Source organism: Rhodococcus sp. Z6_132 (assembly GCF_058133635.1).
The window spans coordinates 227,429-254,270 of record NZ_JBYUNP010000003.1; the positions used below are offsets into that span (position 1 = coordinate 227,429).

The following is a 26,842-nucleotide window of genomic DNA, read 5'->3' on the forward strand; positions in this document are numbered from 1 at the left end:
CGCCGGAGGGAGTTCGTTGTTACGTTAGTCACACCATGGCCCAGATGCACTGGGCGGCAACGCAGCAGGGGGACGTGCGATGCAGACCGACGCCGGGGTCGCCACCGGATCACCTGGCCCCATCGACTCACCGGCCGAGCTCACCGCCGACTGGCTCACCGCGGCCCTGCGCTCGGCCGGGCACGACCTGGCGGTGGCCGAGGTGCGAGCCGCACCCATCGGGGTCGGCCAGATCGGCACCAACCTGCGGCTGCACGTGCGCTGGGCGCACGGTCAGGGGCCGCAGACGCTGGTGGTGAAGCTGGCCGCGGGGGACCCGGGCAGCCGTGACATCGTCCGGCAGGGGTACCTCAAGGAGGTCGGCTTCTACACCGAGCTGGGTGGGCAGGTGCTGGCTCGCGTGCCGCGCTGCTGGTTCGGCGACATCTCCGCCGACGGCTCGGTGTTCACCCTGGTGCTCGACGACGTGGCCGACGCCCGCCCGGGCGACCAGCTGGCCGGCTGCGACGCCACCCAGGCCGGGGCGGCGCTGGTGAACCTGGCCGGGCTGCACGCCTCCACCTGGTGCGACCCCACCCTGGCCGCGCGGGCGTGGCTGCAGGCGGGGGGCCTCAACACGCCGGACTTCCTGGGTCCGCTGATGGTCGACTCGGTGCCGCTGTTCACCGAGCGGATGGGCAGCCGGCTCAGCCCGGACGACGTCGCGGTGCTCACCCGCGCCGCCGACGCCGTCGCCGCCTGGGTGGTCACCGGCACCGAGCCGTTCGCGCTGATGCACTGCGACTACCGGCTGGACAACCTCATGTTCGGCGCCGACGGGACGGTGACCGCGCTGGACTGGCAGACCGCGGCCACCGGCCCACCCGGGCGCGACGTCGGCTACTTCCTGGAGACCAGCCTCGATCCGCAGGTGCGCCGCGACGCCGAGGAGGACCTGCTGGCGGCCTACCTGCAGGCGCTGCGCGCCGGGGGAGTCACCGGCTACACCGACGACGACGCCTGGCGCGACTACCGGCTGGGGCTGCTGCAGGGACCGCTGGTGACCGTGCTGGGCGCGGTGTACGCCCAGGCCGAGCGCAGCGAGCGGGCCGAGGCCATGTTCGCGACCATGGCGCAGCGCTCCTGCGCCGCCATCCGTGACCACGACCCGTTCGCGCTGCTGCCCTGACCTTGCACTGCCCTGACCTCGCCGCGGTCCGGACCGGCTCTGGTGAGATGGGCGGGTGAGCACTCTTGCCAGCCGCACCGTCGGCGAGTCCGGGCCCCGCGTGGTCTTCCTGCACGGGTTGTTCGGCCAGGGGCGCAACTGGCACACCATCGCGCTGCGCCTGGCCGAGCGCGGCTACCGGGTCACCACGGTGGACCTGCCCAACCACGGGCGCTCGCCCTGGACGGAGACCCAGGACTACGGGGTGATGGCCGAGGGGGTGGCCGAGCTGCTGGCCGAGCTGGGCGAGCCGGTCGCGCTGGTGGGGCACTCGATGGGCGGCAAGGCGGCCATGACGCTGGCGCTGCGCCGGCCCGAGCTGCTCACCGCGCTGGTGGTGGTGGACATCTCCCCGGTGAGCTACCCGGCCGAGCGCAGCGGCTCGGACTTCGACCGGTTCCTCACCGCCATGCGGGCGATGGACCTGGCCGCGCTGACCTCGCGCGGCGACGCGGACAAGGCGCTGTCGGAGGCGGTGCCCGACCCCACGGTGCGGGGGTTCCTGCTGCAGAGCCTGGTGCGCGACCGCGAGGTGGGCTGGCGCTGGCGGCTCAACCTGGACGTCCTGCACGCCCACCTGGCTGACCTCGGCCGCTTCCCGGAGCCGCCCGAGGGGGCGGTGTTCGACAAGCCGGTGCTGTGGATCGCCGGGGCGGAGTCGGGCTACGTGCGCGAGGACAACCGCGCGGCGATGACGGCGCTGTTCCCGCGCACCCGGCTGGTGCGGGTGAAGGGCGCCGGCCACTGGGTGCACTCCGAGCAGCCCGACACCTTCCTCTCCGCGCTGGCCCAGTTCCTGGACGACGCCGCCACCGGCTGAGCGATGAGTTCCCCGCACCCGTGGCGTCCACCGAGGAGGACGTTCACGGCGGAGAGGGGAAGTCGAATGAGTGGAGCACGCGTACTGGTCGGCACGCGCAAGGGCGCCTTCGTGCTGACCTCCGACGAGCGGCGCCGCGACTGGGACGTGCAGGGCCCGTTCTTCCCGGGCTGGGAGGTCTACCACGTGGCGGGCTCGCCGGCCGACCCCAACCGGCTCTACGCCGCCCCCTCGGGCGGGTGGTTCGGCCAGCTCATCCACCGCTCCGACGACGGCGGTGCCACCTGGGACGCCGTGGACAGCGATTTCTCCTACGCCACTCCGCCGGGCAACCACCTCTGGTACGACGGCACCCAGCGGCCGTGGGAGTTCACCCGGGTGTGGCACCTGGAGCCCTCGTCCACCGATCCGGACACCGTCTACGCCGGGGTGCAGGACGCCGCGCTGTTCCGCACCACCGACGGCGGCCAGGCCTGGACCGAGCTGACCGCCCTGCGCGAGCACAGCTCCGGGCCGCAGTGGCAGCCCGGCGCCGGCGGGATGTGCCTGCACACCATCCTGCTCGACCCCGACCGGCCGGAGCGGATGTTCGTGGCCATCTCCGCCGCCGGGGTGTTCCGCACCGACGACTTCGGGCAGAGCTGGCAGCCGGTGAACAAGGGGCTGCTGTCCGACGGCATCCCGTCGCCGGCGGCCGAGGTGGGCCACTGCGTGCACAGCCTGTCCATGCACCCGTTGCGGCCGGAGGTGCTGTACATGCAGAAGCACTGGGACGTGATGCGCAGCGACGACGGCGCCGGGACGTGGAACGAGATCAGCGGCAACCTGCCCACCGACTTCGGGTTCCCCATCCAGGTGCACGCCCACGAGCCGGACACCGTCTACGTCGTGCCCATCACCAGCGACTACCACCACTTCGTCCCGGACGGGCGGCTGCGGGTGTACCGCAGCCGCACCGGCGGCGAGGAGTGGGAGCCGCTCACCGTGGGGCTGCCCCAGCGCGACTGCTACGTCAACGTGCTGCGCGACGCCATGGCGGTGGACGCGCTGGAGCAGTGCGGGGTGTACTTCGGCACCACCGGCGGGCAGGTGTACTGCTCGCCCGACTCCGGCGACACGTGGTCGCCCATCGTGCGGGACCTGCCCGCCGTGCTCTCCGTGGAGGTGCAGACGCTGTCATGATCCGAGTAGTGCTTCCCGCCCACCTGCGGGTGCTGGCCAAGACCGACCGCGAGGTGCAGCTGGACCTGGGTGGCCAGGCCACCCAGCGCACCGTGCTGGACCTGCTGGAGCAGCAGTACCCGGTGCTGCGCGGCACCATCCGGGACCGGGAGAGCGGCAAGCGCCGCCCGTTCGTGCGGTTCTTCGCCTGCCAGGAGGACCTGTCCCACGAGCTGCCGGACACGCCCCTGCCCCAGGCCGTGCTCGCCGGGGACGAGCCGTACCTGGTGGTGGGGGCGATGGCCGGCGGCTAGCAGGGGCAGTGCGGCTGGGGGATCAGAGGCCCAGCAGCACCCGCAGCACTGTGCTGAGCACCTGGTAGGGCGACCACGGCACCAGCGGGGTGACCGTGAGCTCGCCGGTGCGGGTGGCGCCGTCGGCGGCGGTCACCCGCAGGGTGTGGGTGCCTGCGGGGGTGGCGGCGTCGAGCACCGTGGCGCCCACGGCGAAGCCGAAGGCGTTGGTGCGCACCGTCTGCGTCTGGCTGCTGCCCTCGACCTGCAGGGTGAGGGTGGTGTCCGGGGCCCAGGCGGTGAGCAGCACGCCGAGCACCCCGCCGGCCTCGGCGGTGCCGGGCAGCACCTGCAGGTGACCGGGGCGCGACACCGCGGGCAGCGTGACCGTGGTGCTGGCCGCGACGCCGTGGGGCAGCGCGGCCTGCACCACCTGGGCGCCGCCGAAGTCCGCCGGCACGGCGACCGCGGCGGAGGCGGTGCCGCGGGCGTCGGTGGTCAGCGTGCCGAGCGCGGCCGACTCCGTGCGCAGCCGCAGCGCGTAGGTGGTGGCCGGCTCGAGCCCGGTGGCGCTCACGGTGAGCGTGGAGCCGGTGACCGCCGAGGTGAGGGTGGGGGCGGTGTAGCCGGGGGCGAACGCAGCGGCGACCTTGGTCATGTCCACCTGCAGGAAGGCGCCGTCGTCCTGCTTGCCGTCCGGAGTGGTCTTGACGTGCAGGGAGTACGGGGCGGAGGTGGAGCCCTCGGCCACGGCGTCGATGCCGTAGTCGCTGTCGTTGCTCAGCGTCACCAGGCCGGTGCCGTTCTGCACGGCCGCCCCCTCGATCTTGTCGTGGGCGAAGTACCCGCCGGTCGGGTCCACGTCGTGCACCAGGGCGGTGACGTCGAGGAACTCCCGGGAGGTCACCGGGGTGATGCCGGCGGCGGTCAGGGCGGTGGCTGCGGCGGCCTCCGTGGCCTTGCCCACGGTGGCCTCGATGGACCTGCCCTGCACCAGCAGGCCGCCGGCCGCTGGGTCGTAGGTGGCGCCGGCGACGGTGCTGGCCGGGCCCACGTCGGTGGCGCCAGCGAGGTCGATCTTGAACAGCTTCTTGAAGGTGTCCGGCCCGGTGCTGCCGTCGCGCTCGTCGACGAGGAACGTGGTGTTTCCCAGCGCGGTGATCTCGCTGACGTTGGTCTCCGCGCTGTCCAGGTGGCGCAGGTAGAGGTACTCGTGGGTGGCCTTGGTGGCCAGGTCGATGGTGACGATGCGCAGCGGCACCACGTTCTTGGGCTTGACGCTCAGGTCAGGGGTGATCAGCGCGCTCTGCATCACCCCGACCAGGGTGGTGCCGTCGGGAGTGACGGTGAGGCCCTCCATCCCCTTGTTGGGGTCGCGCATCGCCAGCTCGCGAGGCAGCGAGCCGTCGAACGGGCTCAGCCGGTCGAGCTGGCGTCCGGTGGCGTCGAAGTGGGTGATGTAGGGCCCGTACTCGTCGGAGACGTAGAAGGTGCCGTCGGGCATGGCCACCAGGCCCTCGGAGTCGTAGCCCAGCGGGGAGTCGGCCAGCCGGTTGCCGTCGAGGTCGACGATGGTCTCCTTGGTGGAGGCCTCGGGGTTGACCTGGCCGTTGTACGGGCTGCCGTCCGGGCCCTGCAGGCCGATCACCTGCAGCAGCGTGGCGGTGCCGCCGACGAGGCGGAACAACCCGATCTGGGGCTGGTAGCTCGGCAGCGGCTCGATCTTCTGGCCGGCCACGGGGCTGTCCACGTTGGGGCCCCGGTCGGTGAGGCCGTAGAACTCGTCGCTGGTGCCCGGCTTGGGGTAGAGCGAGGAGCCGTAGGCGCCTGCGCTGAGGGAGGCGCCGCCCACCACGGCCAGCGGCGGCAGGTCGGTGCGGAAGAGCGTGGTGGCGCCCGCGGTGGGGCTGCTGGGCTGCGCGAGTGCCCCGGCAGGTGCGGCCAGAGCCGCGCTGGTGGCGCCGACCACGGCGAGGGCGCAACCGGCGTACAGGCGAGCTCGGGGACGAGAGGTGGGACGACGCACGGGGGATCCAATCAGGACGTGTGCTCGCTGGTGCCTGCCCGGTTGGTCAGGCGGCTGCGATGATCCGGCGCCGTGGTGAATCGGCAGGGGTGTTGCGGTGCCGCCAGGGTGAACGGGGGCTGACGATTCTGGGCCGGGGGGAGGTGCTGCCGCCGAAGAAGCAGGTGAGACACGTTGCGCAACAGTCCTGACACGGACCGTGAGCAGTTGTAGTGTCTGAATGTCCGTGCAGCCCAGCTGATTTAGGTGGCGCACGGCGGGGAGCGGGGGGCTCAACGTGTCAGCGCACATCACGGTTGTCCGGAACACGGCACGGCTGGGGGCGACCAAGCGGTTCGAGATCATCGTCGACGACGTCGTCGTGGCCAGGCTCAAGCGGGGCCAAGCCCGCACGATGCCGCTGGAGCCGGGCAGCCACTCGGTGCAGGCCAGCTACGGCGACGTGCGCAAGAGCCCGCGCGTGGTGGTGAACCTGGCCGACGGGGAGGAGCGCACCCTGCACGTGGCGCACGTCAGCGAGCGCGCGCACCAGCTCAAGCCGCCCTACCGCGACACCGACTGGCTGGTGCTCACCGGCAACTCCGAGAGCGAGGCCATCACCGGCGGCCTGCCCACGACCGAGGACCGCCTGCTGCTGGCGCTGGGCGTGCTGAGCGGGCTGGCGCTGCTGGCCTCGGTGGTGGCGCCGGCCCACTCGGTGCTGCGGCCGCTGGCCTTCGCCGTGCTGATCGTGGTGGTGGCGGCCGCGTTGCCCCTGGTGGTGCGGCAGCTGCGCCGATCCTCGTGACCAGATCGTGACGGGCGCGAGCGCTCCTGGTCGAGGCATCCTGTGCTGAGCGCGCAGGTTTCGTGGGAGGGCAGGCCCAGTGCACAGTGTGGTGATCTCCGGACTCGTCGTAGCGGTTGTTGCGCTTGCGGGGTGTGGTGACGGGGACGGTGCCGAGCCGACGGATCCCAGTGCCACCACAGCTCCGTCCTCGACAACGACTCCGTTGCTGTCCGGTGCCACTGTTGAGCCGACCATGACCACCACGGCACCCACGTCGACACCCACCACCATCGCGACCCCCACTGCTGAACCGTCCTCGACGACAACTTTCACAGCCGATCCGACCACGACCACAAGCGCCTCGACCACAACTGCTTCGACCACGGCCCCCACGAGCCTGACGCCCACTTCCTTGGTGTTGACGACCACAGCCGCCCCAGTCGCGCCGCCGGTAACCACGCGGAGTCCGGCCAGCACCGTAACCACGCCCACGACACCGACCAGCTCCACCAAGGCAACGCCGTCAGCGCCGAGGTCCCCAGCCGGCGCCTCCTACGAGAACTGTTCAGCCGCCCAGGCTGCTGGCGCGGCCCCGCTGCGCACCGGCGATCCCGGGTACGAGGCCAGTCTCGACCGAGACGGCGACGGTGTCGCCTGCGAGCAGTAGCTGTCGGGGGCACGCGCGGAGCTAGCCGGTGTGGACCCGACCCGTCATCAGACTGACCCGCTCGGACGTTGGCGCCGAGGCAGGAAGACCAGCACGAGAGCTGCCACCACGGCGATTGCTCCGCACCACCCGAGACTGAGATCAGTGAACAAGCCCAGTGGGATGAACACGAGCGGACCGAAGAACGCGCCGTCGACTCGGGGGTGCCGGCGCATCCAGCGGTCATATCGGTTGGGTGCGAGAACGCCGGATGCGAACATCGCCGTGTAGGTGAGTGCAGCGAACACGCCGAACCACGGCCCTCGCGCGCCCACTGCCAGGGAGAACGTGCCCGGGATGACGACGGCTGCAAGCACGCCGTAAGCGATCCGGCGGCGCAAGGACCACTGTGGTGCGGGGGTCAGGCCCGCCCACCGTTGCCACCGAGGTAGCTGCTCGGTTCCTCGGGAGTGGCCGCCAGTGGTCATGCCCGCAGCCTGTCACGGGCTTTGTGGTGGGAGCGGACGAGGGACCGGCTATCGCTCCCGACGGAGGGCGCCGAGCAGCGCGCGGGCATCGCCATGCATCTCCGCGCTGAGCCGGACGAGCTCGTTGTTGACGGCATCGACGTCGTCCGCCGCCACGGAGTGGCCATTCATGGGGTGGATGACCAGATCGTGGAAGCCGCCCATGCCGCCATATCCGTTGAGGAGCCGCTCCAGCCCGTGGGCGTCGTGTGCCGTCAGCTCGCGCTGGACGACGGCGATCCACCGCGCCCACCAGGACTCACCGCAACGGTTGAGCAGCTCGTGGGCTCGCGCGACGTTACCGAGCAGTCGCTGGGAACGATCTTCTGCCTCAAGCGAATCCACGAGACCGATTGTGTCAGCCGCCCCGCGCTGGGTGCCCCTAGCAGGATTCGAACCTGCGACACACGGTTTAGGAAACCGATGCTCTATCCCCTGAGCTATAGAGGCGGGGGTAGCAAGAGAACCGTCAAGAGATCTCCCACCACAGGCTCTCGGCGGCCAGAGCGGTCGGCGAACAGCCCTGATGATGGTACTGGAGGCCTCCGCGTACCGCGGCGGGGCGCCCAGGCGTGGCCGTACTGCGTTCGCACGACTGACCGGTGTCGGTGCCCTGTGCCATGGTGGGTGAGCACGTCCGGGGGGACGAGCGGTACGGGTAGGGGTGGGGGCACCATGTCAGAGTTCAACAAGGCGCTGGGCGGACGGCTGCGCGAGGTCCGCAAGGGACTGGGACTGTCGCTGCAGGCCGTGCAGGAGAAGTCCGACGGCCAGTGGAAGGCTGTGGTCGTCGGCTCCTACGAGCGGGGTGACCGCGGCCTCACGATGATCCGCCTGGCCGCGCTCGCCCGCTTCTACGGTGTCGGTGTGGCCGAGCTGATCCCGGAGCTTCGTGCGGACGCCAAGCCGGTGCGCCTGGTGCTCAACGTCGACCGGGTGCGCCAGCTGACGCAGGAGCAGGCCCAGCCAGTGCGCCAGCACGTGGAGACCGTCCTGCACCGCCGCGGCGGCACGTCCACGCTGCTGGAGATGCGCGCAGCGGACCTCGACGTGCTGGCGTCGGCGAACAACACCACGGGCGCGCAGCTGCTGAACCAGCTGGCTGACTGGGGCTGCTGCGCCCGAGCCTGAGCGTGCTCAGCGTGCCTGCAGCCGCCGCGGGTACAGCGCAGCGATGCACCGCTGCACCCACCGAGGCGCTGGTCCCAGCGGCCTGAGCACCGGCCAGGCCGGCGGCGACGCCTGCACGCGGCCGGTCACCACGCCCTCGGGGGTCAGCTCCACGGTGAAGCGCTCGATCCCGCGCTCGGTGCCCAGCCCGATCAGCACGGTGGCGGTGCGGGTGGTTGCGGCGCCGTGGCTCGCGCCAGACGGTCGCTCGTCCTGTCTGCGTGCACTCGTGTTCGCCCCCTCGCGGCCGCAGCACTCGCGCAACCAGCCGTGATGTGCCCCGCCACCGCCTCGGCGGCCGCGTCGGAATGTGACGGGTGTGAGCCGGCATCTGTTTAGAATGCGCTGCGAAGGTTGCTCTTTCGGCCACTTGGGTCCAACGAGGAGCGGCTTTCGGCCCCGGCCGACCTCCCCCCAGTCAAAGGACCACGTCGATGTCTCAGCAGCCTCCGCCCACCGGAGATGACTCGTCCAGCGAGCCCCAGAGCACCGGCTGGCAGAAGCCGTCCAACCCGACCCCCCCGCAGAACGAGCAGGGTGACCAGGGTCAGCAGGGCTACGCACCGGGCTCCTACCCGTCCGGTCCCTACCCGCAGGGCTCCTACCCCTCGGGGCCGTACCCGCAGGGGCAGACCGACCCCAGCGCCTACGGCCAGCCGCAGTACGGCCAGCCCGGCTACGGGCAGCCGCAGTACGGCCAGCCCGGCTACGGCCAGGAGCAGTACGCCCAGGGACAGTACGACCCGAACGCCTACCAGCAGCAGCAGTACGGCCAGCCCACCTACGGCCAGCCCGGCTACGGCCAGCCCGCGTACGGCCAGCCCGGCTTCCCGCAGGGGCCGGTGCCGCCGCAGAAGAACAACAACAAGACCTGGATCTGGGCGTCTGCGGCGTTCGCGGTGCTGGTGATCGGCGCCGGCGTGGCCATCGTGGCCGTGCAGAGCTCCGACGACGGCGGCGGCGACACCGCTGCCCCCACCAGCTCCGCTGCCCCGTCCAGCTCCGGCAGCCCGTCCAGCTCCAGTTCCAGCTCCAGCTCCAGTGCGGCGCCGTCGAGCTCGTCGACCACCTCGGGTGACAACTACCCGGGCAAGAGCTCGGGCGACACCATCGTCCAAGCCGGCGAGCTGGGCACCAAGGACAGCATCGCGGTCACCACCACGGCGCTCACCGAGTTCAAGGGCCGGTACGACGACCTGCTCTGCACGTCGGTGGTCCTGAAGAACCAGGACACCAAGGAGCGCACCTTCACCAACCTGCGCTGGGAGCTGGCTGACCCGACGGGGCGCATCGAGGACGCCAGCTACGCCTCCGACATCCCCAACCGGTTGAAGTCCGGCGCGGTGGCACCGGGCGCGGAGATCACCGGCAACGTCTGCTTCGAGCAGCCCAACGGGCTGCCGTCGGGCACCTACGCCGTCACCTTCGAGCCGCAGCTGGGCGACGAGGACCGCATCGTCTGGATCAACAAGCGCTAGGCGCCGCACAGCAGAGAGCCCGGCAACCGGACACTGCGTCCGGCTGCCGGGCTCTCTGCGTGGTGCGGTGCTGCGCTGACTGGCCCTGCGCCGACTAGCTCTGCGCTGACGGCTCTGCGCCGACTAGCTCTGCGCGTTCTGCCGCTGCGTCTTCTCTGCCTCGGCCAGCTTCTCCACCTGGTTGGCGTCGGCCCGCTTCTGGGTGGCCTCGTCACGCTTGGCGGCGGCCTCCTTCAGCTCGGCCGTCGCCGGCGCCGCGGCCTGCTTCTCCTTGGCGTCGATCTTGGCCTGCTCGGCCTTCTTCTCCGCCTCGGCGTCCCGCTTGCGCTTGGCGGCCAGCTCGTCGGCCTGCTTCTTCTCCGCCGCAGCGCGCTGCTCGGCCTGCTCGGCCGCCTTCTTCTTGCGGTCCTCCTCGGCCTTGCGCGCCGCGGCCTGCTTCTGCTGCTTCTCCCGCTGCGCGGCCACCTGGTCCTCGCGGGCCTGCTGCTGCTTGGCCTTCAGCTCGGCGTCGGCCTGCTCGCGCTTGCGGTCGGCCTCCTCCTGCAGCTCCACGGCCCGGGTGAGGGCGGCGCTGCGTTCCTGCAGGGCCTCCCCGCGGCGGATGGCGGCCGGGTCGCCCAGGGCGCGACCGACGGCACCGTCGATGGCGCCGAGGGTGCGCTCGTAGGCGAGCCGCACGGGCGCCTCGTCGTGCATGCGGGACACCACCTGCGTCTCGATGAGCTGCAGCGGGAGTCGGGCCACCTGGTAGGGCAGCCGCAGCGCGGCCTTGGGGATGCTGAGCACGTTCATGCGGTCTCCTTCGATCGGTGTGGTGGTGGTCAGGACAGCTCGGCGTCGCCGCTGAGCTTCGCCGCCTCGCGGCGGGCCTTCTCGGCGGCGGCCTCGGCGTTGGCCGCCTCGGCGTTGGCGGCGGTGTGCTCGGCGCTCGCCTGGGCGGCGTCCTGTGCGGCGGAGGTGGACTTGGCGCGGGCGGTGGCCTCGGCGCCCTGCTCCTTGGCCTTGGCGTCCCGCTCGGCCTGGGCCTGCTCGCGGGCGGTCTCCTGCTGCTTGGCGGCCTCGGCCTGGCGACGCTCCGCCTGCTGGCGGGCCTCGGCAGCCTGCTTGGCCGCGGCGGACTCCTGGGCGGTGGCCGTGCGCTCCTGGGCGGCCTCCTGCCGGACCTCGGTGAGGTCCTCGGCAGCGTCCTTGGCCTTTGCGTCGGCCACGGCGGCGTCGGCGTTGGCCTCTCTGCGCTGGGCGGCCTGCGTCTGGTCCAGCTGGCCCTCGGCGGTCAGGGAGTCGTTGCCGGACAGCGCGCCGGCCACCTCCTTGGCCTTGCCCTTGATCGAGTCGAACATGCCCTTGCGGGCCTCACCAGACTTGTCTTGCTCAGTCATTCAGCACTCCTAGTGGTCTCGCGTGGTCGGACGCCGACGGGCGTCCGTGGTGCGGTGGCCACCCGCTCCGGCCCCGAGCAACCCGTGCTTGTGCAGGCGGGGCCCAGGGCGGACGGTGGCAGCGATCCCGGCTTCTCGAGGACGCGTGAAGTCCTAAGTGTACGTCTGTGCACGGCATTCGCACCCGGCAGTGGCGTGGCTAACACCCTGGTCAGAGGCCCGCGGTGCTGTCAACCGCAACCTCGCGCCGCTAGCCGAGCACCGGTCGCCTGCCCTCGGTCATCGCCGTGAGGCGGTCCTGCATCAGGGTCTGCACGCGTCCGGCGAGCTCCTCCGCGCTCTCCCCGTCGCGGGCCTGCACGGCCGGCAGCACGGCGGTGCAGAGCTTGCTCGGCAGCGGCAGGTAGGGCAGCACCAGCCCCACCAGTCCGAGGTTGAGCCCCCACGGCAGCGACACCGACAACGGCAGCGCCCGCAGGTTCAGCCAGGTGTCCAGCCGTGCAGCTCGGGCCAGGTTCTGCCCGTCGGCGAGCACCAGCAGCGTCTCGCCCACCCCCGCCGTAACCACCGGGACGATGGGCACCTCCGCCCGCAGGGCCAGGGCGGCGAAGCCCGGCCGACCGTCGAAGATGATGCGGTTGCGGTTGTTCCAGGTGGCCGCCGCCTCCACGTCCCCGCCGGGCAGCACCAGCACGTGGTGGTCCTGCGCGAACGCCTCCAGCGCGTTGGCCATGCTGGCGGGCCGGGCGCCGAAGGCCTCCGCCAGCGCTCCGAAGCCCAGCGTCCAGGCCAGCGGGTGGGCGAGCACGGTGACCGGGCGCTCTGGCCGCAGCTCGTGCAGCGCAGCGGCGACGGCCAGCAGGGTGACGTCCAGCAGCCCGCCGAAGCCGTGGTTGGCCACCAGCAGCACCGGTGCGTCGGGGAGGTCGCCGGCCACCGCCAGCTCGAGGCGGTGGTAGCGCCGGGCGACCTCGGTGCCCAGGCGCCGCAGCAGCGCGGGCGCAGAAGCCACGTGGACTAGCGGTCGGTGAGCTGCAGGACGCGCCGCGCGGCCCGGTAGGCGGTCGGCTCGAGCAGGGCCGGGGTGGTGCTGGCGACCAGCTCGGCCATGGCCTCGGCGATCCGGCGCACCTTGATGTTGGAGTCCTGCGAGCACAGGGTGAGCACCTGCCAGGCCTGCTCGGCGGTGCACTGCCGGTGCTGCATGACCATCCCCACCGCGCGATCGGTGTCGGTGCGTGAGGCCAGGGCGTTGCGCAGGTTCATCTCCTGGTTGCGCGCGGCGCGCAGCGCGGCCAGCCGCAGGTCCAGCTGCTGCATCACCATGCCGGCCAGGCTGCGCAGGGTGCACAGCTGCTCCGAGGTGGGCTCCCGGGGCCGGGTGTCCAGCACGTTCACCGTGCCCAGGCGGTGCCCGCCCTCGGTGACGATCGGCGCCCCAGCGTAGAACCGCACGCCCAGCCGGCCGCGAACCAGGCTGTTCTCCAGGGTGCGCGGGTCGCGCAGGGTGTCCGGCAGCACGTAGGGCTCGTCCTGCAGGATCGCCGACGCGCACAGCCCGGGCTCGCGGCTGATCTCGGCGACCCCGGGGGGCAAGCCCTCCGCGGCCTTGAACCAGATCCGGTCCTCGTCCACCAGGGTCACCGTGGCCATCGGCACGTCGAAGACGTGCGCAGCGACCTGGGCGGCACGGGTGAACGCACCGTCGCGGGGGGTGTCCAGCACCTCGTAGCGCCGCAGCGTGCTCAGCCGGGCCGGCTCGTCGGCGGGAACGGTCGGCGGGGGGCAGGTCGCGGCGCCGATGCCGATGACGTCACTCATGTGCACTCCTCAGGTGGGCCGGGTCCAGGATGGCACCGAACGACCCGACTCGCGACGCAGATCTGTCCCCCACCGGCACCGACGTGCGACCAGGTCACGACGGTGATTACATGGGGGGCTCCCGCACCGGCTCCCAGGAGGACCCGCGTTGACCTCGCTCTGGCTCGACCGCCCCGGGCTGCCCCGGTACCCCCCGCTGACCGAGGGGCGACGCTACGACGTGGTGGTGGCCGGCGCCGGGCTCACCGGTCTGGTCACCGCGCTGCTGTTCGCCCGGGCCGGTCGGCGGGTCGCGGTGGTGGAGGCACGCACGGTGGGTGCGGTGACCACCGGCAACACCACCGCCAAGGTGAGCCTGCTGCAGGGCACCCGGCTGAGCCAGCTGGCCAGCAAGCAGCCCACTGACTCCGTGCGCAGCTACGTGGAGGCCAACCGCGAGGGCCAGCAGTGGCTGCTCGACTACTGCGTCCAGCGCAAGGTTCCCGTGCAGCGCACGCCCGCCATCACCTACGGCACCACCCCGCGGGGCCGGCGGCAGGCCCGGGCTGAGCTGGCCGTGGCCGTCAAGGTCGGCCTGGACGCGCGGTGGGACCGCGACCTCGACCTGCCCTACCCCACCCTGGGCGGGGTGCGCCTGGACGACCAGGCCCAGCTCGACCCGATGGACGTGCTGCTCGCCCTGGCCGCCGAGCTGCGGGAGCTGGGCGCGGACATCTTCGAGAACACTCGCGTCACCGAGGTGCACCCGAGCGAGGAGACCACAGTGGTCACCGAGCACGGTGACGTCCGCGCTGACCGGGTGGTGCTGGCCACCGGCATGCCGATCCTGGACCGCGCCGGCTACTTCGCGCGGCTGGAGCCGCTGCGCTCGTACTGCCTGGCGTTCACGGTGCCCGGCCCGATCCCCACCGGCATGTACCTCAGCGCCGACGCCACCACCCGCTCGCTGCGCACGGCGCCCACCTTCCGCGGCCGGCGAGCCCGCACGCCCCGGCTCATCGTGGGCGGCAACGGCCACGTCGTCGGCCGGGTGACGTCGGAGCAGGCGATGGTGGACGACCTGCGCAGCTGGACCGAGGAGCACTTCCCCGGGGCGAGGCTGACGCACTGGTGGTCGGCGCAGGACTACGAGTCCATCGACGGGCTGCCCTACGTCGGCCCGCTCACCCCCGGCGACGAGCGCGTGCTCATCGCCACCGGCTTCGACAAGTGGGGCATGACCAACGCCGTGGCCGCGGCGCTGTCGCTGTCCAAGCGGGTGCTGGGCGAGCAGAGCGCCCCGTGGGCCCGGGTGCTGGACAGCTGGCGGCTGCATGAGCTGGTCGGCTTTCCCAAGGGCGCCAGCCTCAACGCCAAGGTGGGGTGGAACCTGGCCGAGGGCTGGATCAAGCCGCTGCTGAGTCCCGGCCCTGTGGCGCCGCCGGCGGAGGGCCACGGCGAGGTGCGCCGCAACCTGCCCGCCCCGGTGGCGGTGTGCACGGTGGACGGCACCACGCACACGGTGTCGGCGATGTGCCCGCACCTGGGCGGCATCGTCTCCTGGAACGACGCCGAGCGGTCCTGGGACTGCCCGCTGCACGGCTCCCGCTTCGCCGCCGACGGCACGGTGCTGGAGGGGCCGAGCACCTCGGGGCTCAGTCCTCGCTAGCTGGCGGCAAAAGCGGTGCGCACCTGCGTGTCGTCGGCGCCCGCGGCCAGCAGCGCGGCCAGCTGCACGCGGGCCTGGCTGGGGCGCAGCGTCCCGGTGAGGACCGCGCCGGCGGCCACCAGGTCGCGGCCCCCGCCCCCGCCGCCGTAGACCGCGCGCAGCGGACCGGCCGGCACGCGGCTGGACAGCAGCACGTGCACGCCCCGCTGGACGTGCCGGCGCACCGCCGCCACCACGGTGGGGTTGGCGTTGCCCAGCCCGGGTGCCTCCAGCACCAGCCCGCGGGCGCCGGCGGCGGCGCAGGCGTCCAGCGCGGTGGCGTCCGCGCCGGGGTAGAGCGCCACCACGTCCACCCGCACGTCGGCGAGGTCGGTCAGCCCGGACAACGGGGCCGGGCGCTGTGGCGGCCGCTGCACCACCAGCTCGCCGAGCACCACGCGGCCCACCGCGCCCAGCTCGGGATCAGCGAAGGGAGCCGACGCCAGGGTGTGCATCTTGCGGGTGCCGCGCGCGGCGTGCACCGCCCCGTCGAACACCACCAGCACGCCCAGGCCGCGGGCGGCCGGGTCAGCGGCCACGACGAGCGCGTCGCGCAGGTTGCCGGGCCCGTCGGTGTTCGGCTCGTCCGCACCGCGCTGGGCGCCGGTGAGCACCACCGGGCGAGGATCGTCGTGCACCAGGTCGAGCAGGAAGGCGGTCTCCTCGGTGGTGTCGGTGCCGTGGGTGAGCACCACGCCGTCCACGCCCTCGGCCAGGGCGGCGGCCACCGCGCGGCGGATCACGTCCAGGTCGGCCAGGGTGAGGGCGGCGCTGTTCTTGCTGAGCACGTCGCGCACCTGCACCTGCACGCCGGCGGGCAGGTCCACCCCGTCGAGCAGCTCGGCCCCGGAGACCCCGGCCACCTTGGCGCCGGTGGCGTCGGCGCTGCTGGCGATGGTGCCGCCGGTGGTGAGCACCGCGACTGTGGTCACGTCATCCTCGGCTGGCCGTTGGAGGCGCTGAGCCCGCCGTCCACCGGCAGGTTCACCCCGGTGACGAAGCCCGCGTCGGGGCTGGCCAGGAAGGCGATCACCGCGGCGACCTCCTCCGGCTGCGCGCCCCGGCCCATCGGGATGCGGTCGGTGAAGCGGGCCATCACCTCGTCGTTGCCGACCATGCCCTGGGTCATCTCGGTGAAGGTGAACGACGGAGCCACCGCGTTCACCCGCACCCCGTCGGCGGCGTGGTCCATGGCCAGCGCGCGGGTCAGGTTGACCACCGCGCCCTTGGCCGCGTTGTAGGCGACGTTGTCCCAGTCCCCGCCCAGGCCGGACACCGAGGAGACGTTGACGATGCACCCGCCGCTGCTGATCAGGTGCGGCATGGCGGCCCGGCAGCCGTTGAAGACACCGTCGACGTTGGTGCGCAGCACCCGGTTCCAGTCCTCGTCGCTGGTGTGCAGCACGTCGCCGGGGGCGCCGGTGCCGGCGTTGTTCACCAGCACGTCCAGCCCGCCGCAGGCGGACACCACGTCCGCCACCAGCTGCTCCACCGCGTCGCGGTCGGTGACGTCGACCTCGGCCACCCGCACGTCGCCGTCGGCCGCGGAGGCCACCTGCTCCAGCTTGTCCCGACGGCGGCCGGTGATGGTGACGATCGCGCCCTCGGCGGCGAAGCGCTGTGCCGTGGCCGCGCCGATGCCCGTGCCGCCGCCGGTGACCACGACGACCTTTCCGGCGAAGCGGCTCATGCGGCGCCACCGGGGCGCACGGCGCTGCCCAGCTCCTCGGCCAGCGCCTCCGCTGAGGCGGTCTCGCCCAGGTCGTCCACCAGCACCGGCAGCGGGATGCACCAGTTGTCGCGGGTGGTGGTGCCCGGCACGTTGGGCCGGCGCACGGCGAGCACCGCGTCGTCGATGGTGGCGCACAGCAGCGCCGAGGGGGCCTGCGCCAGCTTCTCGTGGGCCTGCAGCACCGCCTGCTCACCGGTCATCTCCGGGCGCACGCCGAGCTTGGTCAGCATCCCGGCGCGGGCGGCGGCCAGCTCTTCGTCACTGCCCAGCACCAGTGCCTGCTGCTCGGCCATGTCGGTGCCGTCCACCAACCCGCACACGGTGGGCAGGTCGTGGGTGGTCACGGCGGACATCGCCTCGACCGGCCAGGTGGCGGGGGCGTCCTCCTCGAAGTACAGCAACCGGTAGCTGAGGATGCCGAAGTCGGCCATCGCCTCGCGGACGCCGTCCTCCACCACGCCGAGGTCCTCGCCGACCACCAGCGCCTGCGCCCGGTGGCTCTCCAGCGCGACGATGTTGAGCATGTCCTGCCACGGGTAGCGCACGTAGGCGCCCTCGGTGGGGCCCTTGCCCGGCGGAACCCACCACAGCCGGAACAGTCCCATCACGTGGTCCACCCGCAGCCCGCCCGCCCCGGCGAGGGTGGCGCGCACGCCCTGGATGAACGGCTCGTAGTCGGCCAGCCGCAGTCGCCACGGAACGAACGGCGGTGAGCCCCAGTCCTGGCCGAGGCCGTTGAACTCGTCCGGGGGTGCGCCCACGGTGACGCCGTCGGCCATCACGCCCTGCCAGGCCCAGGCGTCGGCGCCGCCGCCGGAGACCCCGACGGGCAGGTCCTGCAGCACGGTCATCCCGTCGCAGGCGCGTTCCAGCTGCAGCTGCAGGTTCCACTGCAACCAGGCGTGGAAGGCCACCTCGTCGGGCTGGGCGGCGACGGCGGCGGCCACCGCGGGCCCGGCCGGGTCGTGCAGCTCCTCGGGCCAGTCGTGGAAGTCGTCGCCGTGCTGCTGGGCCAGCAGGCACCAGGTGGCCCACTCCTGCAGCGGGGCGCCCTGCTCGGCCCGCCACTGGGCGAACTCCTGGGGCTGGGCGGCGTCGAAGATGCGCCGCAGCACCGCCCGCTGCAGCGTCCACGCCGCGTCGCGGTCCAGGGTGTCCAGCGCGGCCAGCTCGGCGGCCGCGGCGTGGTCGGCGGGGGTGAGCACGTCGTCGGCGCCGGGCACCTCGGGGATGCGCAGGTACAGCGGGTTGCGGAAGCGGCGGGTGGCCGGCAGGTAGGGGCTGTCCTCCTGCGGCAGCGTGGGGGCCACGCCGTGCAGCGGGTTCACCAGCAGGAAGCCGGCGCCGCGCTGCTGGGCCCACTCGCGCACCGTGCGCAGGCTGGCCAGGTCACCGGTGCCCCAGCTGCCGCGGGCGCGGGCGGCGTAGACCTGCACGGCCATGCCCCACTCGCGCAGCGGCTCCGGGCGGAAGCAGCGGCCGGGGGAGACGATCACGCGGCGCTCGGGTCCCTCGGCCGGGACCAGCCGGTGGTAGCCCAGCGGGAGCTCACCTGCGGGGCCGCCCACGTCCAGGGTGGTGCCGTCCTCGCACACCAGCTGGCCGCTGGGCAGGGTCACAGCGTCGCCGGTGGCCAGCACCAGGGGGGCGCGCTGGTCCAGGTCGGCTGGGGGCGTGCCGATCACCGTGCGCAGCGCCTGCAGGGTCTGCTCGCTGGGGTGCTGTTCCTGGTCGAAGTCGTCCAGCCAGGTCAGCGAGATGCCCCACTCGTCGGTGCTCACCTCGGGGGAGCTCATGCCGTCACCGCCCGAACCTGGCGGCGGACAACGAGACCGGGGTTCAGCCAGGGTGCGCTCATGGGGCTGATTGTTCTCTGTCTGTGTCGACCCTGCTCAGTGCGGTGCGGAAGAAAAGTGACACTGGTTACACTCCGCCTTGGCCTCGATGAGACGTGCCCCACTCACCAGATTGGCAGCCATGATCAAGCCGCAGCTCGACGTGCACCGGTCCGCGCAGTACTACGACTTCGCCGGCAAGGACGTGCCGTGGCTGGCCAAGCTGTGGGCGGAGCAGACGCCGGACAAGGTGTTCCTGGTGTGGGAGCCCCGCGACGGCCGCACTCGCACGTGGACCTACCAGCAGTTTTGGCAGGAGATCAACCAGGTGGCGTGCGGGCTGATCGCCCGTGGGGTGACCAAGGGCGACAAGGTGCTCATCCACTCCGACAACTGCCCGGAGATGATGATCGCCTGGTACGCCTCGGCCATCGTGGGGTCGGTGGCGGTCACCACCAACACCCGCTGCATCGGCGAGGAGCTGACGTACTTCGCCGAGCACTCCGAGGCGGTGGGGTGCATCACTCAGCCCAAGTTCGTGGAGCAGCTGGCCAAGAACGCCACCAACCTCGGGTGGTTCGTGGTCACCGAGGACAACTCCGGCGAGGCCGCCACCGAGGAGCAGCTCGGCCACGGCCAGCCCACCTGGGACAGCCTCTACACCGAGGGCGACGAGCCGCCGGCGCGGCCCGCGGAGCCGATGCTGCCGGTGGGGATCCAGTACACGTCCGGGACCACGTCGCGGCCCAAGGCGGTGGTGCACACCCACGCCAACGCGCTGTGGGGTGGACGCAGCGGGTCGCAGAACGTGCTGATGACCAGCGACGACACCTACCTGGTGTTCCTGCCGTGCTTCCACGTCAACGCCCAGAGCTGGTCGTTCTGGTCGATGATGTGGGTGGGCGGCACGGTGGTGCTGCAGCCGAAGTTCTCCTCCAGCACGTTCTGGGACCTCTCGCTCAAGCACCAGGTGACGCGGGCGTCGATGATCCCGTTCTGCATCAAGGCCATCTCGTCGCAGGCGGTGCCCGAGCACTCCTACAAGACGTGGGCCACCGGGGTGAAGCTGCACGACATCGAGAACCACTGGAAGGTCACGACGTTCGCCACGTGGGGGATGACCGAGACGGTCACGCACGCCACCCGCGGCGACGTCATCCAGGACTCCCCGGAGATGAACATCGGGATCCCGTCGCCGGGCTACGAGTTCGCCATCGTGGACCCGGAGACCGGTGAGCTGTGCCCGCCCGGGGTGAACGGTGACCTGTGGGTGCGGGGGACGCGCGGGGTGCAGATCTTCCTGGAGTACTTCAAGAACCCGGAGGCGATGGCGAGCTCGTTCGCTGACGACGGCTGGTTCCGCAGCGGCGACGTGGCCCGGATCGGCGAGGACGGCTACTTCTACTTCGGCGACCGGGACAAGGACATCCTCAAGGTCGGTGGGGAGAACGTCTCGGCCAGCCAGGTGGAGGGCTTCGTGCTGGGGCTGTTCGCCCGTGGGGTGCTGGAGGCGCAGGCAGTGGTGGCGCAGAAGCACGAGATGCTCGGCGAGGTGCCGGTGCTGTTCGCGGTGCGCAGCGGACACACCACGCTCACCGAGGAGGAGATCCGCACGACGGTGCTGCAGGGGTGCGAGGAAGGCTTGGCGGACTTCAAGCGTCCGCGGGAGGTCTACTTTCTGGACGAGCTGCCCCGGGCCACCCTGGACAAGGTGGCCAAGAACAAGCTGCGCGACCTGGCCAACGAGATGCAGCCCTGAGCTGATCCTGTGGCGCCAGGAACCGTGGGGGGCGGCGGCGCGTCGGACGGTGTGACCTGACGGGGGAGGGGTGTGTCCGATGTTGCCTGAGGATGATCGCGCGCTGGCGGAGTCGAGTGCCGCAGTGGAGCGGAGCAAGACGGAGTGGACGGCGCTGAAGGCGTCGGCGGGGCGGGGCGAGCTGTGCTTTGAGCCGGAGGCGGCGGAGCGGTGCGCGAAGGCGTGCCAAGACGTCATAGACAAAATTGACGGGTACCTCTTCGATGCGCGACAGTTCTTCAATACTGAAGGGTTCGGCAGCCCCAATGCTGGAGTGGCGCTTGCGGGGAAGTTCAGTAGGAAGGCGCAAGAAGCTGTGGGCATCCTCACTGAGCACCAACAAGTTCTAATGCAGATGCGTGATACTTACCGCAGCGCTGGGCGGGCGTACTCGACAACCGATAGTTCGTCGGCATCGGCCTTTGGTAGCCCGCAATGAGCGGCGGAGCAAAAGTTGGCTGTGCAATTGTCTCTCTTGCTCTCTTGCTAGCGGCGGCTGCATGTGGTGAATCCGACGCTGATCCGGTGGCGGACCCCACGCGGCTACCCTCGTCGCCGGAGGGGGCCCCGCAATCGACAACCGCGGCCGGCTCGCGGACGGCCGCCGACATCGATACCTGTGTGGACGTGTCTGACGAGGATCTCGCGTCGCTCGGTCTGCAGCCGGCCACGAGAAAGAACGCTGATTTGGTCGAGCAACGTGGCTGCCGTTGGAGCGGATCGGACAGATTTGTCGGAGTGTTCAGCACTACGGCAACGGTCGCTTCCTATGAAGCAAGAGCTGATCTAGCCGATGTGACCCGTCCGGTGGTTGCCAATCTGCCTTCGATCGCGTTCCGGGTCCCTAACGACCCGGGCGGCTGCACTGTGGTTTCCAACCTCGAGTCAGGTGGCGCACTGCTGGTTCTCATGAGCGCCAAATCTGAGCATCAGGCTGCCGTTGGCGACTCTTGCGCTGCTGCAGTGGAAGTGATGGCGAAGTTGTCGCCCGGACTACTCAAGCAGCGTTAGCCGCTCCCCGCGTGGATTGGCGGAGGCCGTTAAGTGCATGAAGCCCATCCGTCTTCACTGGGTAAGCCCCTCGTGCTGACGCCCATCAAGTCAACTGTGTATGGCCAACATCGAAAAGGTAGGCAGCGCTTGGCCGGGCGCGGATTGGCCGCCAAATAGCCGGATGTGGTTGTGAGCACGAGGCGGCCGTGGGTGTGGATTCGTGCACGCTGGCGATTCGGATAATGGAAAGGTCTGCGCCGATTCTGCTCACGCCACGCTGACGCTCCCCGAGTCGCGCGAAGCGCGCCCGAGTAGCGGTACCGACCCCTAGCCCAAGCATGGAGCTTGAGGCTGATGTCGTCGTTGGTGTGATGGCCGTGGGGTGCTGTCGGGGTCAATCCAGGCCGGTGGGGTGAACCAGGGTTGGCGGTCGTCACCGGTGGCTACGGACCAGCCTTGGTGGTGGACAACGCGGTGGTGGTGTCCGCACAGCAGCACGAGGTTGCTTAGTGCGGTGTCGCCGTTGTCAGCCCAGTGCACGATGTGGTGGGCGTGGCACCAGCCTGGTGGTCGGCCGCAGCCGGGGAACGCGCAGCCGCGGTCGCGGGCCACCAAGGCGCGTCGCAGACCACCGGACACCACGTAGGTGGTGCGTCCGACGTCGAGTGGGACGCCGTTCTCGTCCAGGGTCATGGGGGTGACTTCGGCGTCGCAGGCCAGGCGGCGGGCAGCGGCGATGGACAGGGGTCCGAGGAAGGTGAGCTCTGCTGCGGGGCCATGGCCGGTGGCGAGGGCGTCGGCGCGCACGTGCAGGGTGAGGTGGGGGCGGGCGTAGCCCTCCCCGGGCACGCAGGCGTGGTCGGCGGCGCGGCCGAGGAGGTCGACGAAGGCGTCCCCGAGGCGTTTGGCCGGTGACCGGGTGTCGCGCTCGCCGTCGTCGGCGGGGCGTGGCTTGGCTAGCGGTGAAAGGACGGAGCGGGCGAGCTCGGCGGCCTCGGTGTCCAGCCAGCCGGTGATCTTGTGCAGCCCGTCGCCGCAGTCACTGATGCGCAGCTCCCGGCGGGCGACTGCTTGTTCCTCGGTGAGCTCAGCATCGTCGGGGGAGATGCGCGCGAGCAGCTCGCGACCGCGCCGATTCAGGGCCTGTGGGTCCTCCAGGCGGGCGGCGTCCAGCAGGTAGGTGCGGCAGGCGTCGACACCGTCATCGGGCAGGTCGTTGGGCAGCTGCTGCAACACCCGCACGATCACCTCGGCGTGTTCGCTCAGCAGGGCGCCGGAGTCCAGCGCGGCGGCCACATCGGGCAGCCGATCCAGGGCCAGGCCCAACCGCACCATTCGCGATGCCGCACCCGGGGACACGTGGCTCACGTCGGTCAGCCACCGCGCGGTGTTCGCGGCGCCCAGCTCGATTGCTGCTCCCCGCCGGTCGATCTCGGTGATGGTTCGTAGCTGCAGGCCCTGAATGGCAGAGACCGTGGTTCCTAGCTCGCGGGCGAATGCGCGGAGCTCGTCCGTGCCCAGCCGCCACAGCTCGACCCCAGCGGGCTCGGCGAGTGCGGCGGCGATCTCCATGTATCGAACACTAGTTCGAACCGCCGACAGTTTTGAGAAGTCAGGTGACCTCGCGCAGATCTGTGCACAGACCCGTACCTGCTGGTCAGGCTGTCCACAGGCTTTGCCAAAGCCAGCCGGCGGCGGATCTCATCGAACTAGGGTTGCACCCGCTTAGAGCGCTTCGTACCCACAGTCGTCGGAACCGTGGGCGACGTCGGCGCGTCCTACGGCAGGCGACTATCAGGAGGTCCGGCGTGTACAGCAGTCGGCCGGACGGTGGTAGCTCTACTGCTCGAGAACACCTAGCACCGCAAGAATCTGGGGGGATTCAATGACCACACCGTCAGTGCCAGGACTGCCCGGTCCGTCCGGCCCGGCAGGGACCGGGGAGATTCCGCTGCCGGGTATCTCGCTGACGCCCGTGACCCCAGTACCAGGCGGCCTCTCCCCGCTCGGGCTCGTCCAGGTGCTCACGCAGGCCGCCGGCCTGGGCGACGAGTACGGCTTCTACGCCACCCAGCACGGGGTGATCCAGGACCAGCAGGATGCGCTGGCGCACAAGGTCGGCGACGAGTTCGACCCGCTGGCGATCACAAACCCGGACAACTTCGACTCCTGGTCGCACCCAGACATGGCTACCGCGGCCGCGCAGCTGCAACCGGCCACCATGCACTCCACGGCCAACGCCTGGGGCGACATGGGCAAGGCGGTCAGTGCGGACATGGAGACGCTGGGACAGTCGATCAGCTCTGCGATCAACGGCTCGTGGTCCGGGCCCGGCGCCGACCAGGCCACGGTGGCTTCCAGCGCCTACACCTCCCGGGGCGGGCAGCTCGGCGCAGCAATGATGCTGACCAGCACCAAGATCCATGAGGCCGCCGTCGCCGCCTCGGAGACCCAGGCGGCCATGCCCCCTCCGGTCGCCTACGACGAGCAGCGCACTGTGGCAGCGGCGAGCGTGAACCCGATGGCGGCCGTCGCCGACCTCGCCCAGCAGATGAAGGAGCAGGAGGACGCGCGGCAGCAAGCGGTGCAGGTGATGAACAGCCGGTACCTGCCCGTCTACCAGCAGTCCGACTCAGGTGTCCCCGTGCTGCCCCCGCCCACGTCTCCCACCGGGCCCGACGCAACCGGAGCACCCGGCGGCGGGGGCTCTGCGCTCTCGGCCATGCCGGGGACGGGTGGCCTTGGTGCGGGCGCCGCGCCGGGCACCGCAGGCTCGGCGGGGTCGGCTGGTTCCGGCGCCGCGGGCCCGGGCTCAGCCGGGTACGGCGGTGGTGCGGGTGTCGCTCAAGCGGGCTTGGTGAGCACCGGAGGCAACGGAGGCAACGGCGGCTACTCGGCCGAGTGGGCCGGCCAGAGCCAGGGCCAGGGCGCGGGTCAGGGTGCAGGCGGCGGCAGCTTCGGCCCGGGCAGCAACCCCAATGTCAGCGCCGCGAGCGCGGGTGGAGAGCTGCCCGGCTCCAGCCAAGGCGTGGGCGGGGCTGGTGCCGGTGGCTTCGGCACGGGTGACTCCAGTGACCGCACCCGCACCGGCGGTATCGGCTCCAGCAGCGGCTTCGCCAGCGGGACAGGGACAGTGCCAGGTGCAGGAGTCCCCGGTGCATTCGCCGGCCCCGGCGGAGCAGGCCGCGCTGGCGGCGCCTCCGGCATTGGAGCAGGCAAGGCCGGCGGGGGCGGGGTCGCCGGCGTGGGCAAGCTCGGCGGCGCCAGCGGCGTTGGCGCGAGCGGTGTCGGAGCCAAGGGGGCCGGGGGGTTCGGCGCCGGCAAGCTGGGCGGCGGTGGCAGCGGTAGCGGCATCGGGCCCGGAGGCGGCTCGGGCTCCGGTGCAGGCAGCGCGATGGGTCGCGGCGGGGCCAGCGGGATCGGGGCCAACGGCGCCACCGAGGCGATGGCCGCCCGAGGTGGCGCGGGCAGCGGGAGCAGTGCGGCCGGCCGGGGCATGGGCATGGGCGGGATGGGCGCCATGGGTGCCGGACGCGGCCAGGGCGGCGGGGACGACCTCGAGCACAACACCCCGTCGTACCTGATCACCGAGGACCACGGCTCGGAGATCGTCGGCTACCTGCCGCCCGTCGCTCCACCCGTCATCGGTGAGTAGCCCCACCAGCTGGCGGCTCACCCCGCACGAGCTGCTGACGCTGTGGCCCGTCACCGGGGTGGCCCGCTTCCCGTTCCCGCTGCAGGTCCGTGACACCACCCCCACCCTCAACGAGCGCGACATGGCGATGCGGCACGCCACCGCCCGCCTGCAGCAGGGCGGCCTGATCCGCGACGGTCGCGTGGACGCCGACCTCGAGGCGGCGCTGCGCATCCTGGCCGCAGCCCGGCTGTGGTGCACCGCCTTCGGCTTCCACGGCACCCGCACCGACGGCCCCAGCGACTTGGTGCGCATCCGCGCCGCGCACGCCGGCCGTGCCGGGGTGCTGGTGGTGCAGCTGCCAGGACCGCAGGACGACGTCGGCGGCGACGTGCTGCTGCGCACCGTGCCCAACGCAGCGCTGGCCGAGTCGGTGGTCGGGGCACTGCCGCCGGCACCCCCGGGGCGGGAGCGCCCGGCCACCATGGCGACCGGGCCGCACGGCCCAGAAACCGCCGTGCGCAGCGCCGAGCAGCGTGAGGACCGGCGCTTCCGCGAGCTGGTGGCGGGGCCGTTCCCCAGCGCCGGCCAGCTCAGCGTCACCGCACTGGCCGGGGACGGGCACGAGCACACCCGCAACACGCTGCGCTGGTTCGACCGCGAGGACGACGGCCGCTACCTGGCCGACCACACCGCCCCGGCCACCGTGCGCCCGGCCGACGGGGTCACCCTCACCGCCGCGCTGCAGTCCCAGCTCACCCGGTGCGCGGCGGTGCTCAGCTACCGCTGAACGGGCTTCGGTGCCCGGGGTCGCTCGCCCAGCAGCACCAGCAGCAGCCAGGCCCACCGCCGTTCCAGCACGCGCTGGAACAGGATCGGGCCACCCACGCCCACCAGCAGCCCCATCCCGAACACCACCACGTGGTTGTCCACCCCGGCGAGGTAGAGCACCGTGTCCGACACCGACAGCCCGAACACGTGCAGCAGGTACACCGCGAAGGAGAACCCGCCGATCCAGGCCAGCAGCCGCGAGCTGAGGTACTGGCGCGCGGAGTACACCAGCACCACCCCCAGGGTGCCGACGATGACGCTCAGCGTCCGGCGGGTGAGCTCCGACGGCGACCAGACGTCCTCCAGCAGCAGCCACTTGGCCCCGTAGGCGGCCACGAACATCGCGCTCACCACCGCTGCGTCCCAGCCGCGCGCGTCCAGGCGGCCATGGCGCTGCATTCCGTAGCCGAGCAGGAAGAACGGCAGCAGCCGCAGCGCCCCGTTGATGCTGAACACGTCCGCCTCGGGCGGCAGGTTGACCACCACGAACGTCACCATGGCCGCGAGCGTGGCCAGCTGCCAGCGTCGCACCGAGGCGAGCAGCCCGAACAGGTCCAGCACCGCCACCACCAGGAACACCAGGAAGATCGCCTGCAGGAACCACAGGTGCTTGAACCCGTAGGCGAACACCCGCCAGTAGTCGTCCAGGGCCGGCGTCCAGTTGGTCCAGGGCACCAGGAACAGCAGCGCGAACAGCACGGTCCCCACGCTCAGCAGGGGCAGCAGCAGCCGCCGGCTCTTGCCGCGCACCATCCGGCGGTAGTCCTGCACCGTGCGCACCGGGCGCAGCGCGTAGACCAGGCCGGAGATGAGGGTGAACAGCGGCATCCGGATGTCTTCCAGGCCCACGGTGAAGTAGTGCCACAGCGAGCCGGCGTCCACCTGCATGCCCTGCTCGGCGTGGCCGCCGACGATGTGCCCGGAGACCATGAGGACCACCGCGAGCCCGCGCAGCGACTGGATGGCGAGATCCTTGCGCGCGCGGTCGAGGGCGTGGCGGGTGTCCGCCGCACTGCCGCTCGAGTCGATCACGGC

At 71.7% G+C, this 26,842-nt stretch carries 26 protein-coding genes and 1 tRNA gene; 14 read left to right on the plus strand and 13 right to left on the minus strand.

Annotated features, from left to right (window positions below):
- The first annotated feature begins 79 nt into the window (after positions 1 to 79).
- The 4 genes from AC3YO9_RS14205 (at position 80) to AC3YO9_RS14220 (ending at position 3,502) form a co-directional block, all read left to right on the plus strand.
- A complete protein-coding gene (locus AC3YO9_RS14205) occupies positions 80 to 1,168 on the plus strand; it encodes a phosphotransferase family protein (RefSeq protein ID WP_489983625.1) in 1,089 nt (362 codons plus the stop codon).
- Between the two features lie 55 nt (positions 1,169 to 1,223).
- Positions 1,224 to 2,027 (plus strand): alpha/beta fold hydrolase, encoded by an 804-nt coding sequence (locus AC3YO9_RS14210; protein WP_489983626.1) that lies wholly within the window; start codon positions 1,224 to 1,226, stop codon positions 2,025 to 2,027.
- Positions 2,028 to 2,093: 66 nt separating this feature from the next.
- Positions 2,094 to 3,209, plus strand: a complete 1,116-nt coding sequence (locus tag AC3YO9_RS14215; RefSeq protein WP_489983627.1) for a WD40/YVTN/BNR-like repeat-containing protein — start codon at positions 2,094 to 2,096, stop codon at positions 3,207 to 3,209.
- A complete protein-coding gene (locus AC3YO9_RS14220; protein WP_127782072.1) occupies positions 3,206 to 3,502 on the plus strand; it encodes a MoaD/ThiS family protein in 297 nt (98 codons plus the stop codon). The genes AC3YO9_RS14215 and AC3YO9_RS14220 overlap by 4 nt, the downstream gene beginning before the upstream one ends.
- Positions 3,503 to 3,524: 22 nt before the next feature.
- Here AC3YO9_RS14220 and AC3YO9_RS14225 read toward each other — a convergent pair whose 3' ends face one another.
- A complete protein-coding gene (locus AC3YO9_RS14225; protein ID WP_489983628.1) occupies positions 3,525 to 5,507 on the minus strand; it encodes an esterase-like activity of phytase family protein in 1,983 nt (660 codons plus the stop codon).
- Positions 5,508 to 5,784: 277 nt separating this feature from the next.
- On the opposite strand from AC3YO9_RS14225, the gene AC3YO9_RS14230 reads away from it, so the two are divergent.
- Positions 5,785 to 6,294, plus strand: a complete 510-nt coding sequence (locus AC3YO9_RS14230; RefSeq protein ID WP_489983629.1) for a hypothetical protein — start codon at positions 5,785 to 5,787, stop codon at positions 6,292 to 6,294.
- Between the two features lie 235 nt (positions 6,295 to 6,529).
- Positions 6,530 to 6,943, plus strand: a complete 414-nt coding sequence (locus AC3YO9_RS14235) for an excalibur calcium-binding domain-containing protein (RefSeq protein WP_489983630.1) — start codon at positions 6,530 to 6,532, stop codon at positions 6,941 to 6,943.
- 515 nt (positions 6,944 to 7,458) lie between these two features.
- Here the strand turns inward: AC3YO9_RS14235 and AC3YO9_RS14240 are convergent.
- Positions 7,459 to 7,794, minus strand: a complete 336-nt coding sequence (locus AC3YO9_RS14240; RefSeq protein ID WP_127782076.1) for a DUF6966 domain-containing protein — start codon at positions 7,792 to 7,794, stop codon at positions 7,459 to 7,461.
- Positions 7,795 to 7,826: 32 nt separating this feature from the next.
- A tRNA-Arg gene (locus tag AC3YO9_RS14245) sits at positions 7,827 to 7,899 on the minus strand.
- Between the two features lie 225 nt (positions 7,900 to 8,124).
- On the opposite strand from AC3YO9_RS14245, the gene AC3YO9_RS14250 reads away from it, so the two are divergent.
- Positions 8,125 to 8,580 carry a helix-turn-helix domain-containing protein gene (locus AC3YO9_RS14250; protein ID WP_164860559.1) on the plus strand — a complete coding sequence of 152 codons (456 nt, stop codon included), beginning with the start codon at positions 8,125 to 8,127 and terminating at the stop codon, positions 8,578 to 8,580.
- A 6-nt stretch (positions 8,581 to 8,586) separates the two neighbouring features.
- On the opposite strand, the gene AC3YO9_RS14255 is transcribed toward AC3YO9_RS14250, so the two are convergent.
- The gene (locus AC3YO9_RS14255; RefSeq protein ID WP_489983631.1) at positions 8,587 to 8,778 is read right to left on the minus strand and encodes a DUF1990 family protein; all 192 of its coding nucleotides are present in this window, start codon (positions 8,776 to 8,778) and stop codon (positions 8,587 to 8,589) included.
- A 275-nt stretch (positions 8,779 to 9,053) separates the two neighbouring features.
- Between AC3YO9_RS14255 and AC3YO9_RS14260 the strand changes: the two genes are divergently transcribed.
- Positions 9,054 to 10,097 carry a DUF4352 domain-containing protein gene (locus tag AC3YO9_RS14260; protein WP_489983632.1) on the plus strand — a complete coding sequence of 348 codons (1,044 nt, stop codon included), beginning with the start codon at positions 9,054 to 9,056 and terminating at the stop codon, positions 10,095 to 10,097.
- A 123-nt stretch (positions 10,098 to 10,220) separates the two neighbouring features.
- Here AC3YO9_RS14260 and AC3YO9_RS14265 read toward each other — a convergent pair whose 3' ends face one another.
- The 4 genes from AC3YO9_RS14265 to AC3YO9_RS14280 form a co-directional block, all read right to left on the minus strand.
- Positions 10,221 to 10,889: an IF2 family translation initiation factor gene (locus AC3YO9_RS14265; RefSeq protein ID WP_489983633.1), complete on the minus strand. Its 669-nt coding sequence runs from the start codon at positions 10,887 to 10,889 to the stop codon at positions 10,221 to 10,223.
- Between the two features lie 29 nt (positions 10,890 to 10,918).
- Complete coding sequence (locus AC3YO9_RS14270; RefSeq protein WP_127782081.1) at positions 10,919 to 11,476, minus strand: CsbD family protein; 558 nt, start codon at positions 11,474 to 11,476, stop codon at positions 10,919 to 10,921.
- Between the two features lie 250 nt (positions 11,477 to 11,726).
- Positions 11,727 to 12,488, minus strand: a complete 762-nt coding sequence (locus tag AC3YO9_RS14275; RefSeq protein ID WP_489983634.1) for a 1-acyl-sn-glycerol-3-phosphate acyltransferase — start codon at positions 12,486 to 12,488, stop codon at positions 11,727 to 11,729.
- Positions 12,489 to 12,493: 5 nt separating this feature from the next.
- Positions 12,494 to 13,297, minus strand: a complete 804-nt coding sequence (locus AC3YO9_RS14280) for a GAF and ANTAR domain-containing protein (RefSeq protein ID WP_489983635.1) — start codon at positions 13,295 to 13,297, stop codon at positions 12,494 to 12,496.
- A 148-nt stretch (positions 13,298 to 13,445) separates the two neighbouring features.
- On the opposite strand from AC3YO9_RS14280, the gene AC3YO9_RS14285 reads away from it, so the two are divergent.
- Positions 13,446 to 14,945: an FAD-dependent oxidoreductase gene (locus AC3YO9_RS14285; protein WP_489983636.1), complete on the plus strand. Its 1,500-nt coding sequence runs from the start codon at positions 13,446 to 13,448 to the stop codon at positions 14,943 to 14,945.
- On the opposite strand, the gene AC3YO9_RS14290 is transcribed toward AC3YO9_RS14285, so the two are convergent.
- From AC3YO9_RS14290 to malQ, 3 genes are read right to left on the minus strand one after another with little or no spacing between them, the layout of a single operon-like run.
- Complete coding sequence (locus AC3YO9_RS14290; RefSeq protein WP_489983637.1) at positions 14,942 to 15,916, minus strand: asparaginase; 975 nt, start codon at positions 15,914 to 15,916, stop codon at positions 14,942 to 14,944. The two genes, AC3YO9_RS14285 and AC3YO9_RS14290, sit on opposite strands and share 4 nt — an antisense overlap.
- On the minus strand, positions 15,913 to 16,674 hold the full coding sequence (gene budC / locus AC3YO9_RS14295) for a meso-2,3-butanediol dehydrogenase (protein ID WP_489983638.1): 762 nt from the start codon (positions 16,672 to 16,674) through the stop codon (positions 15,913 to 15,915). Before budC ends, AC3YO9_RS14290 begins: the two co-directional genes overlap by 4 nt.
- Positions 16,671 to 18,512 carry a 4-alpha-glucanotransferase gene (gene malQ / locus AC3YO9_RS14300; protein WP_489983639.1) on the minus strand — a complete coding sequence of 614 codons (1,842 nt, stop codon included), beginning with the start codon at positions 18,510 to 18,512 and terminating at the stop codon, positions 16,671 to 16,673. The genes budC and malQ overlap by 4 nt, the downstream gene beginning before the upstream one ends.
- 181 nt (positions 18,513 to 18,693) lie before the next feature.
- On the opposite strand from malQ, the gene AC3YO9_RS14305 reads away from it, so the two are divergent.
- The 3 genes from AC3YO9_RS14305 (at position 18,694) to AC3YO9_RS14315 (ending at position 21,360) form a co-directional block, all read left to right on the plus strand.
- Positions 18,694 to 20,310, plus strand: a complete 1,617-nt coding sequence (locus tag AC3YO9_RS14305) for a class I adenylate-forming enzyme family protein (RefSeq protein ID WP_489983640.1) — start codon at positions 18,694 to 18,696, stop codon at positions 20,308 to 20,310.
- 79 nt (positions 20,311 to 20,389) lie between these two features.
- Positions 20,390 to 20,788: a hypothetical protein gene (locus tag AC3YO9_RS14310; RefSeq protein ID WP_489983641.1), complete on the plus strand. Its 399-nt coding sequence runs from the start codon at positions 20,390 to 20,392 to the stop codon at positions 20,786 to 20,788.
- Complete coding sequence (locus AC3YO9_RS14315) at positions 20,785 to 21,360, plus strand: DUF3558 family protein (protein ID WP_489983642.1); 576 nt, start codon at positions 20,785 to 20,787, stop codon at positions 21,358 to 21,360. The genes AC3YO9_RS14310 and AC3YO9_RS14315 overlap by 4 nt, the downstream gene beginning before the upstream one ends.
- Positions 21,361 to 21,669: 309 nt before the next feature.
- Here the strand turns inward: AC3YO9_RS14315 and AC3YO9_RS14320 are convergent, their stop codons facing one another.
- Complete coding sequence (locus AC3YO9_RS14320; RefSeq protein ID WP_489983643.1) at positions 21,670 to 22,914, minus strand: HNH endonuclease signature motif containing protein; 1,245 nt, start codon at positions 22,912 to 22,914, stop codon at positions 21,670 to 21,672.
- A gap of 403 nt (positions 22,915 to 23,317) precedes the next feature.
- On the opposite strand from AC3YO9_RS14320, the gene AC3YO9_RS14325 reads away from it, so the two are divergent.
- Both AC3YO9_RS14325 and AC3YO9_RS14330 read left to right on the plus strand, forming a co-directional pair.
- Entirely contained in the window at positions 23,318 to 24,997 is a 1,680-nt protein-coding gene (locus AC3YO9_RS14325; protein WP_489983644.1) for a hypothetical protein, read from the plus strand.
- Positions 24,990 to 25,766 (plus strand): ESX secretion-associated protein EspG, encoded by a 777-nt coding sequence (locus AC3YO9_RS14330; RefSeq protein WP_489983645.1) that lies wholly within the window; start codon positions 24,990 to 24,992, stop codon positions 25,764 to 25,766. The genes AC3YO9_RS14325 and AC3YO9_RS14330 overlap by 8 nt, the downstream gene beginning before the upstream one ends.
- Here the strand turns inward: AC3YO9_RS14330 and AC3YO9_RS14335 are convergent.
- The gene (locus tag AC3YO9_RS14335) at positions 25,757 to 26,839 is read right to left on the minus strand and encodes an acyltransferase family protein (protein ID WP_489983646.1); all 1,083 of its coding nucleotides are present in this window, start codon (positions 26,837 to 26,839) and stop codon (positions 25,757 to 25,759) included. The two genes, AC3YO9_RS14330 and AC3YO9_RS14335, sit on opposite strands and share 10 nt — an antisense overlap.
- Positions 26,840 to 26,842 lie beyond the last annotated feature (3 nt).

Bases quoted from the DNA above. Each gene is read 5' to 3' on its own strand.
- AC3YO9_RS14205 (WP_489983625.1), top strand. From the start codon at position 80: ATGCAGACCGACGCCGGGGTCGCCACCGGATCACCTGGCCCCATCGAC.
- AC3YO9_RS14215 (WP_489983627.1), top strand. From the start codon at position 2,094: ATGAGTGGAGCACGCGTACTGGTCGGCACGCGCAAGGGCGCCTTCGTG.
- AC3YO9_RS14220 (WP_127782072.1), top strand. From the start codon at position 3,206: ATGATCCGAGTAGTGCTTCCCGCCCACCTGCGGGTGCTGGCCAAGACC.
- AC3YO9_RS14235 (WP_489983630.1), top strand. From the start codon at position 6,530: ATGACCACCACGGCACCCACGTCGACACCCACCACCATCGCGACCCCC.
- AC3YO9_RS14250 (WP_164860559.1), top strand. From the start codon at position 8,125: ATGTCAGAGTTCAACAAGGCGCTGGGCGGACGGCTGCGCGAGGTCCGC.
- AC3YO9_RS14260 (WP_489983632.1), top strand. From the start codon at position 9,054: ATGTCTCAGCAGCCTCCGCCCACCGGAGATGACTCGTCCAGCGAGCCC.
- AC3YO9_RS14265 (WP_489983633.1), bottom strand. From the start codon at position 10,889: ATGAACGTGCTCAGCATCCCCAAGGCCGCGCTGCGGCTGCCCTACCAG.
- AC3YO9_RS14270 (WP_127782081.1), bottom strand. From the start codon at position 11,476: ATGACTGAGCAAGACAAGTCTGGTGAGGCCCGCAAGGGCATGTTCGAC.
- AC3YO9_RS14280 (WP_489983635.1), bottom strand. From the start codon at position 13,297: ATGAGTGACGTCATCGGCATCGGCGCCGCGACCTGCCCCCCGCCGACC.
- budC (WP_489983638.1), bottom strand. From the start codon at position 16,674: ATGAGCCGCTTCGCCGGAAAGGTCGTCGTGGTCACCGGCGGCGGCACG.
- malQ (WP_489983639.1), bottom strand. From the start codon at position 18,512: ATGAGCTCCCCCGAGGTGAGCACCGACGAGTGGGGCATCTCGCTGACC.
- AC3YO9_RS14305 (WP_489983640.1), top strand. From the start codon at position 18,694: ATGATCAAGCCGCAGCTCGACGTGCACCGGTCCGCGCAGTACTACGAC.
- AC3YO9_RS14310 (WP_489983641.1), top strand. From the start codon at position 20,390: ATGTTGCCTGAGGATGATCGCGCGCTGGCGGAGTCGAGTGCCGCAGTG.
- AC3YO9_RS14315 (WP_489983642.1), top strand. From the start codon at position 20,785: ATGAGCGGCGGAGCAAAAGTTGGCTGTGCAATTGTCTCTCTTGCTCTC.
- AC3YO9_RS14320 (WP_489983643.1), bottom strand. From the start codon at position 22,914: ATGGAGATCGCCGCCGCACTCGCCGAGCCCGCTGGGGTCGAGCTGTGG.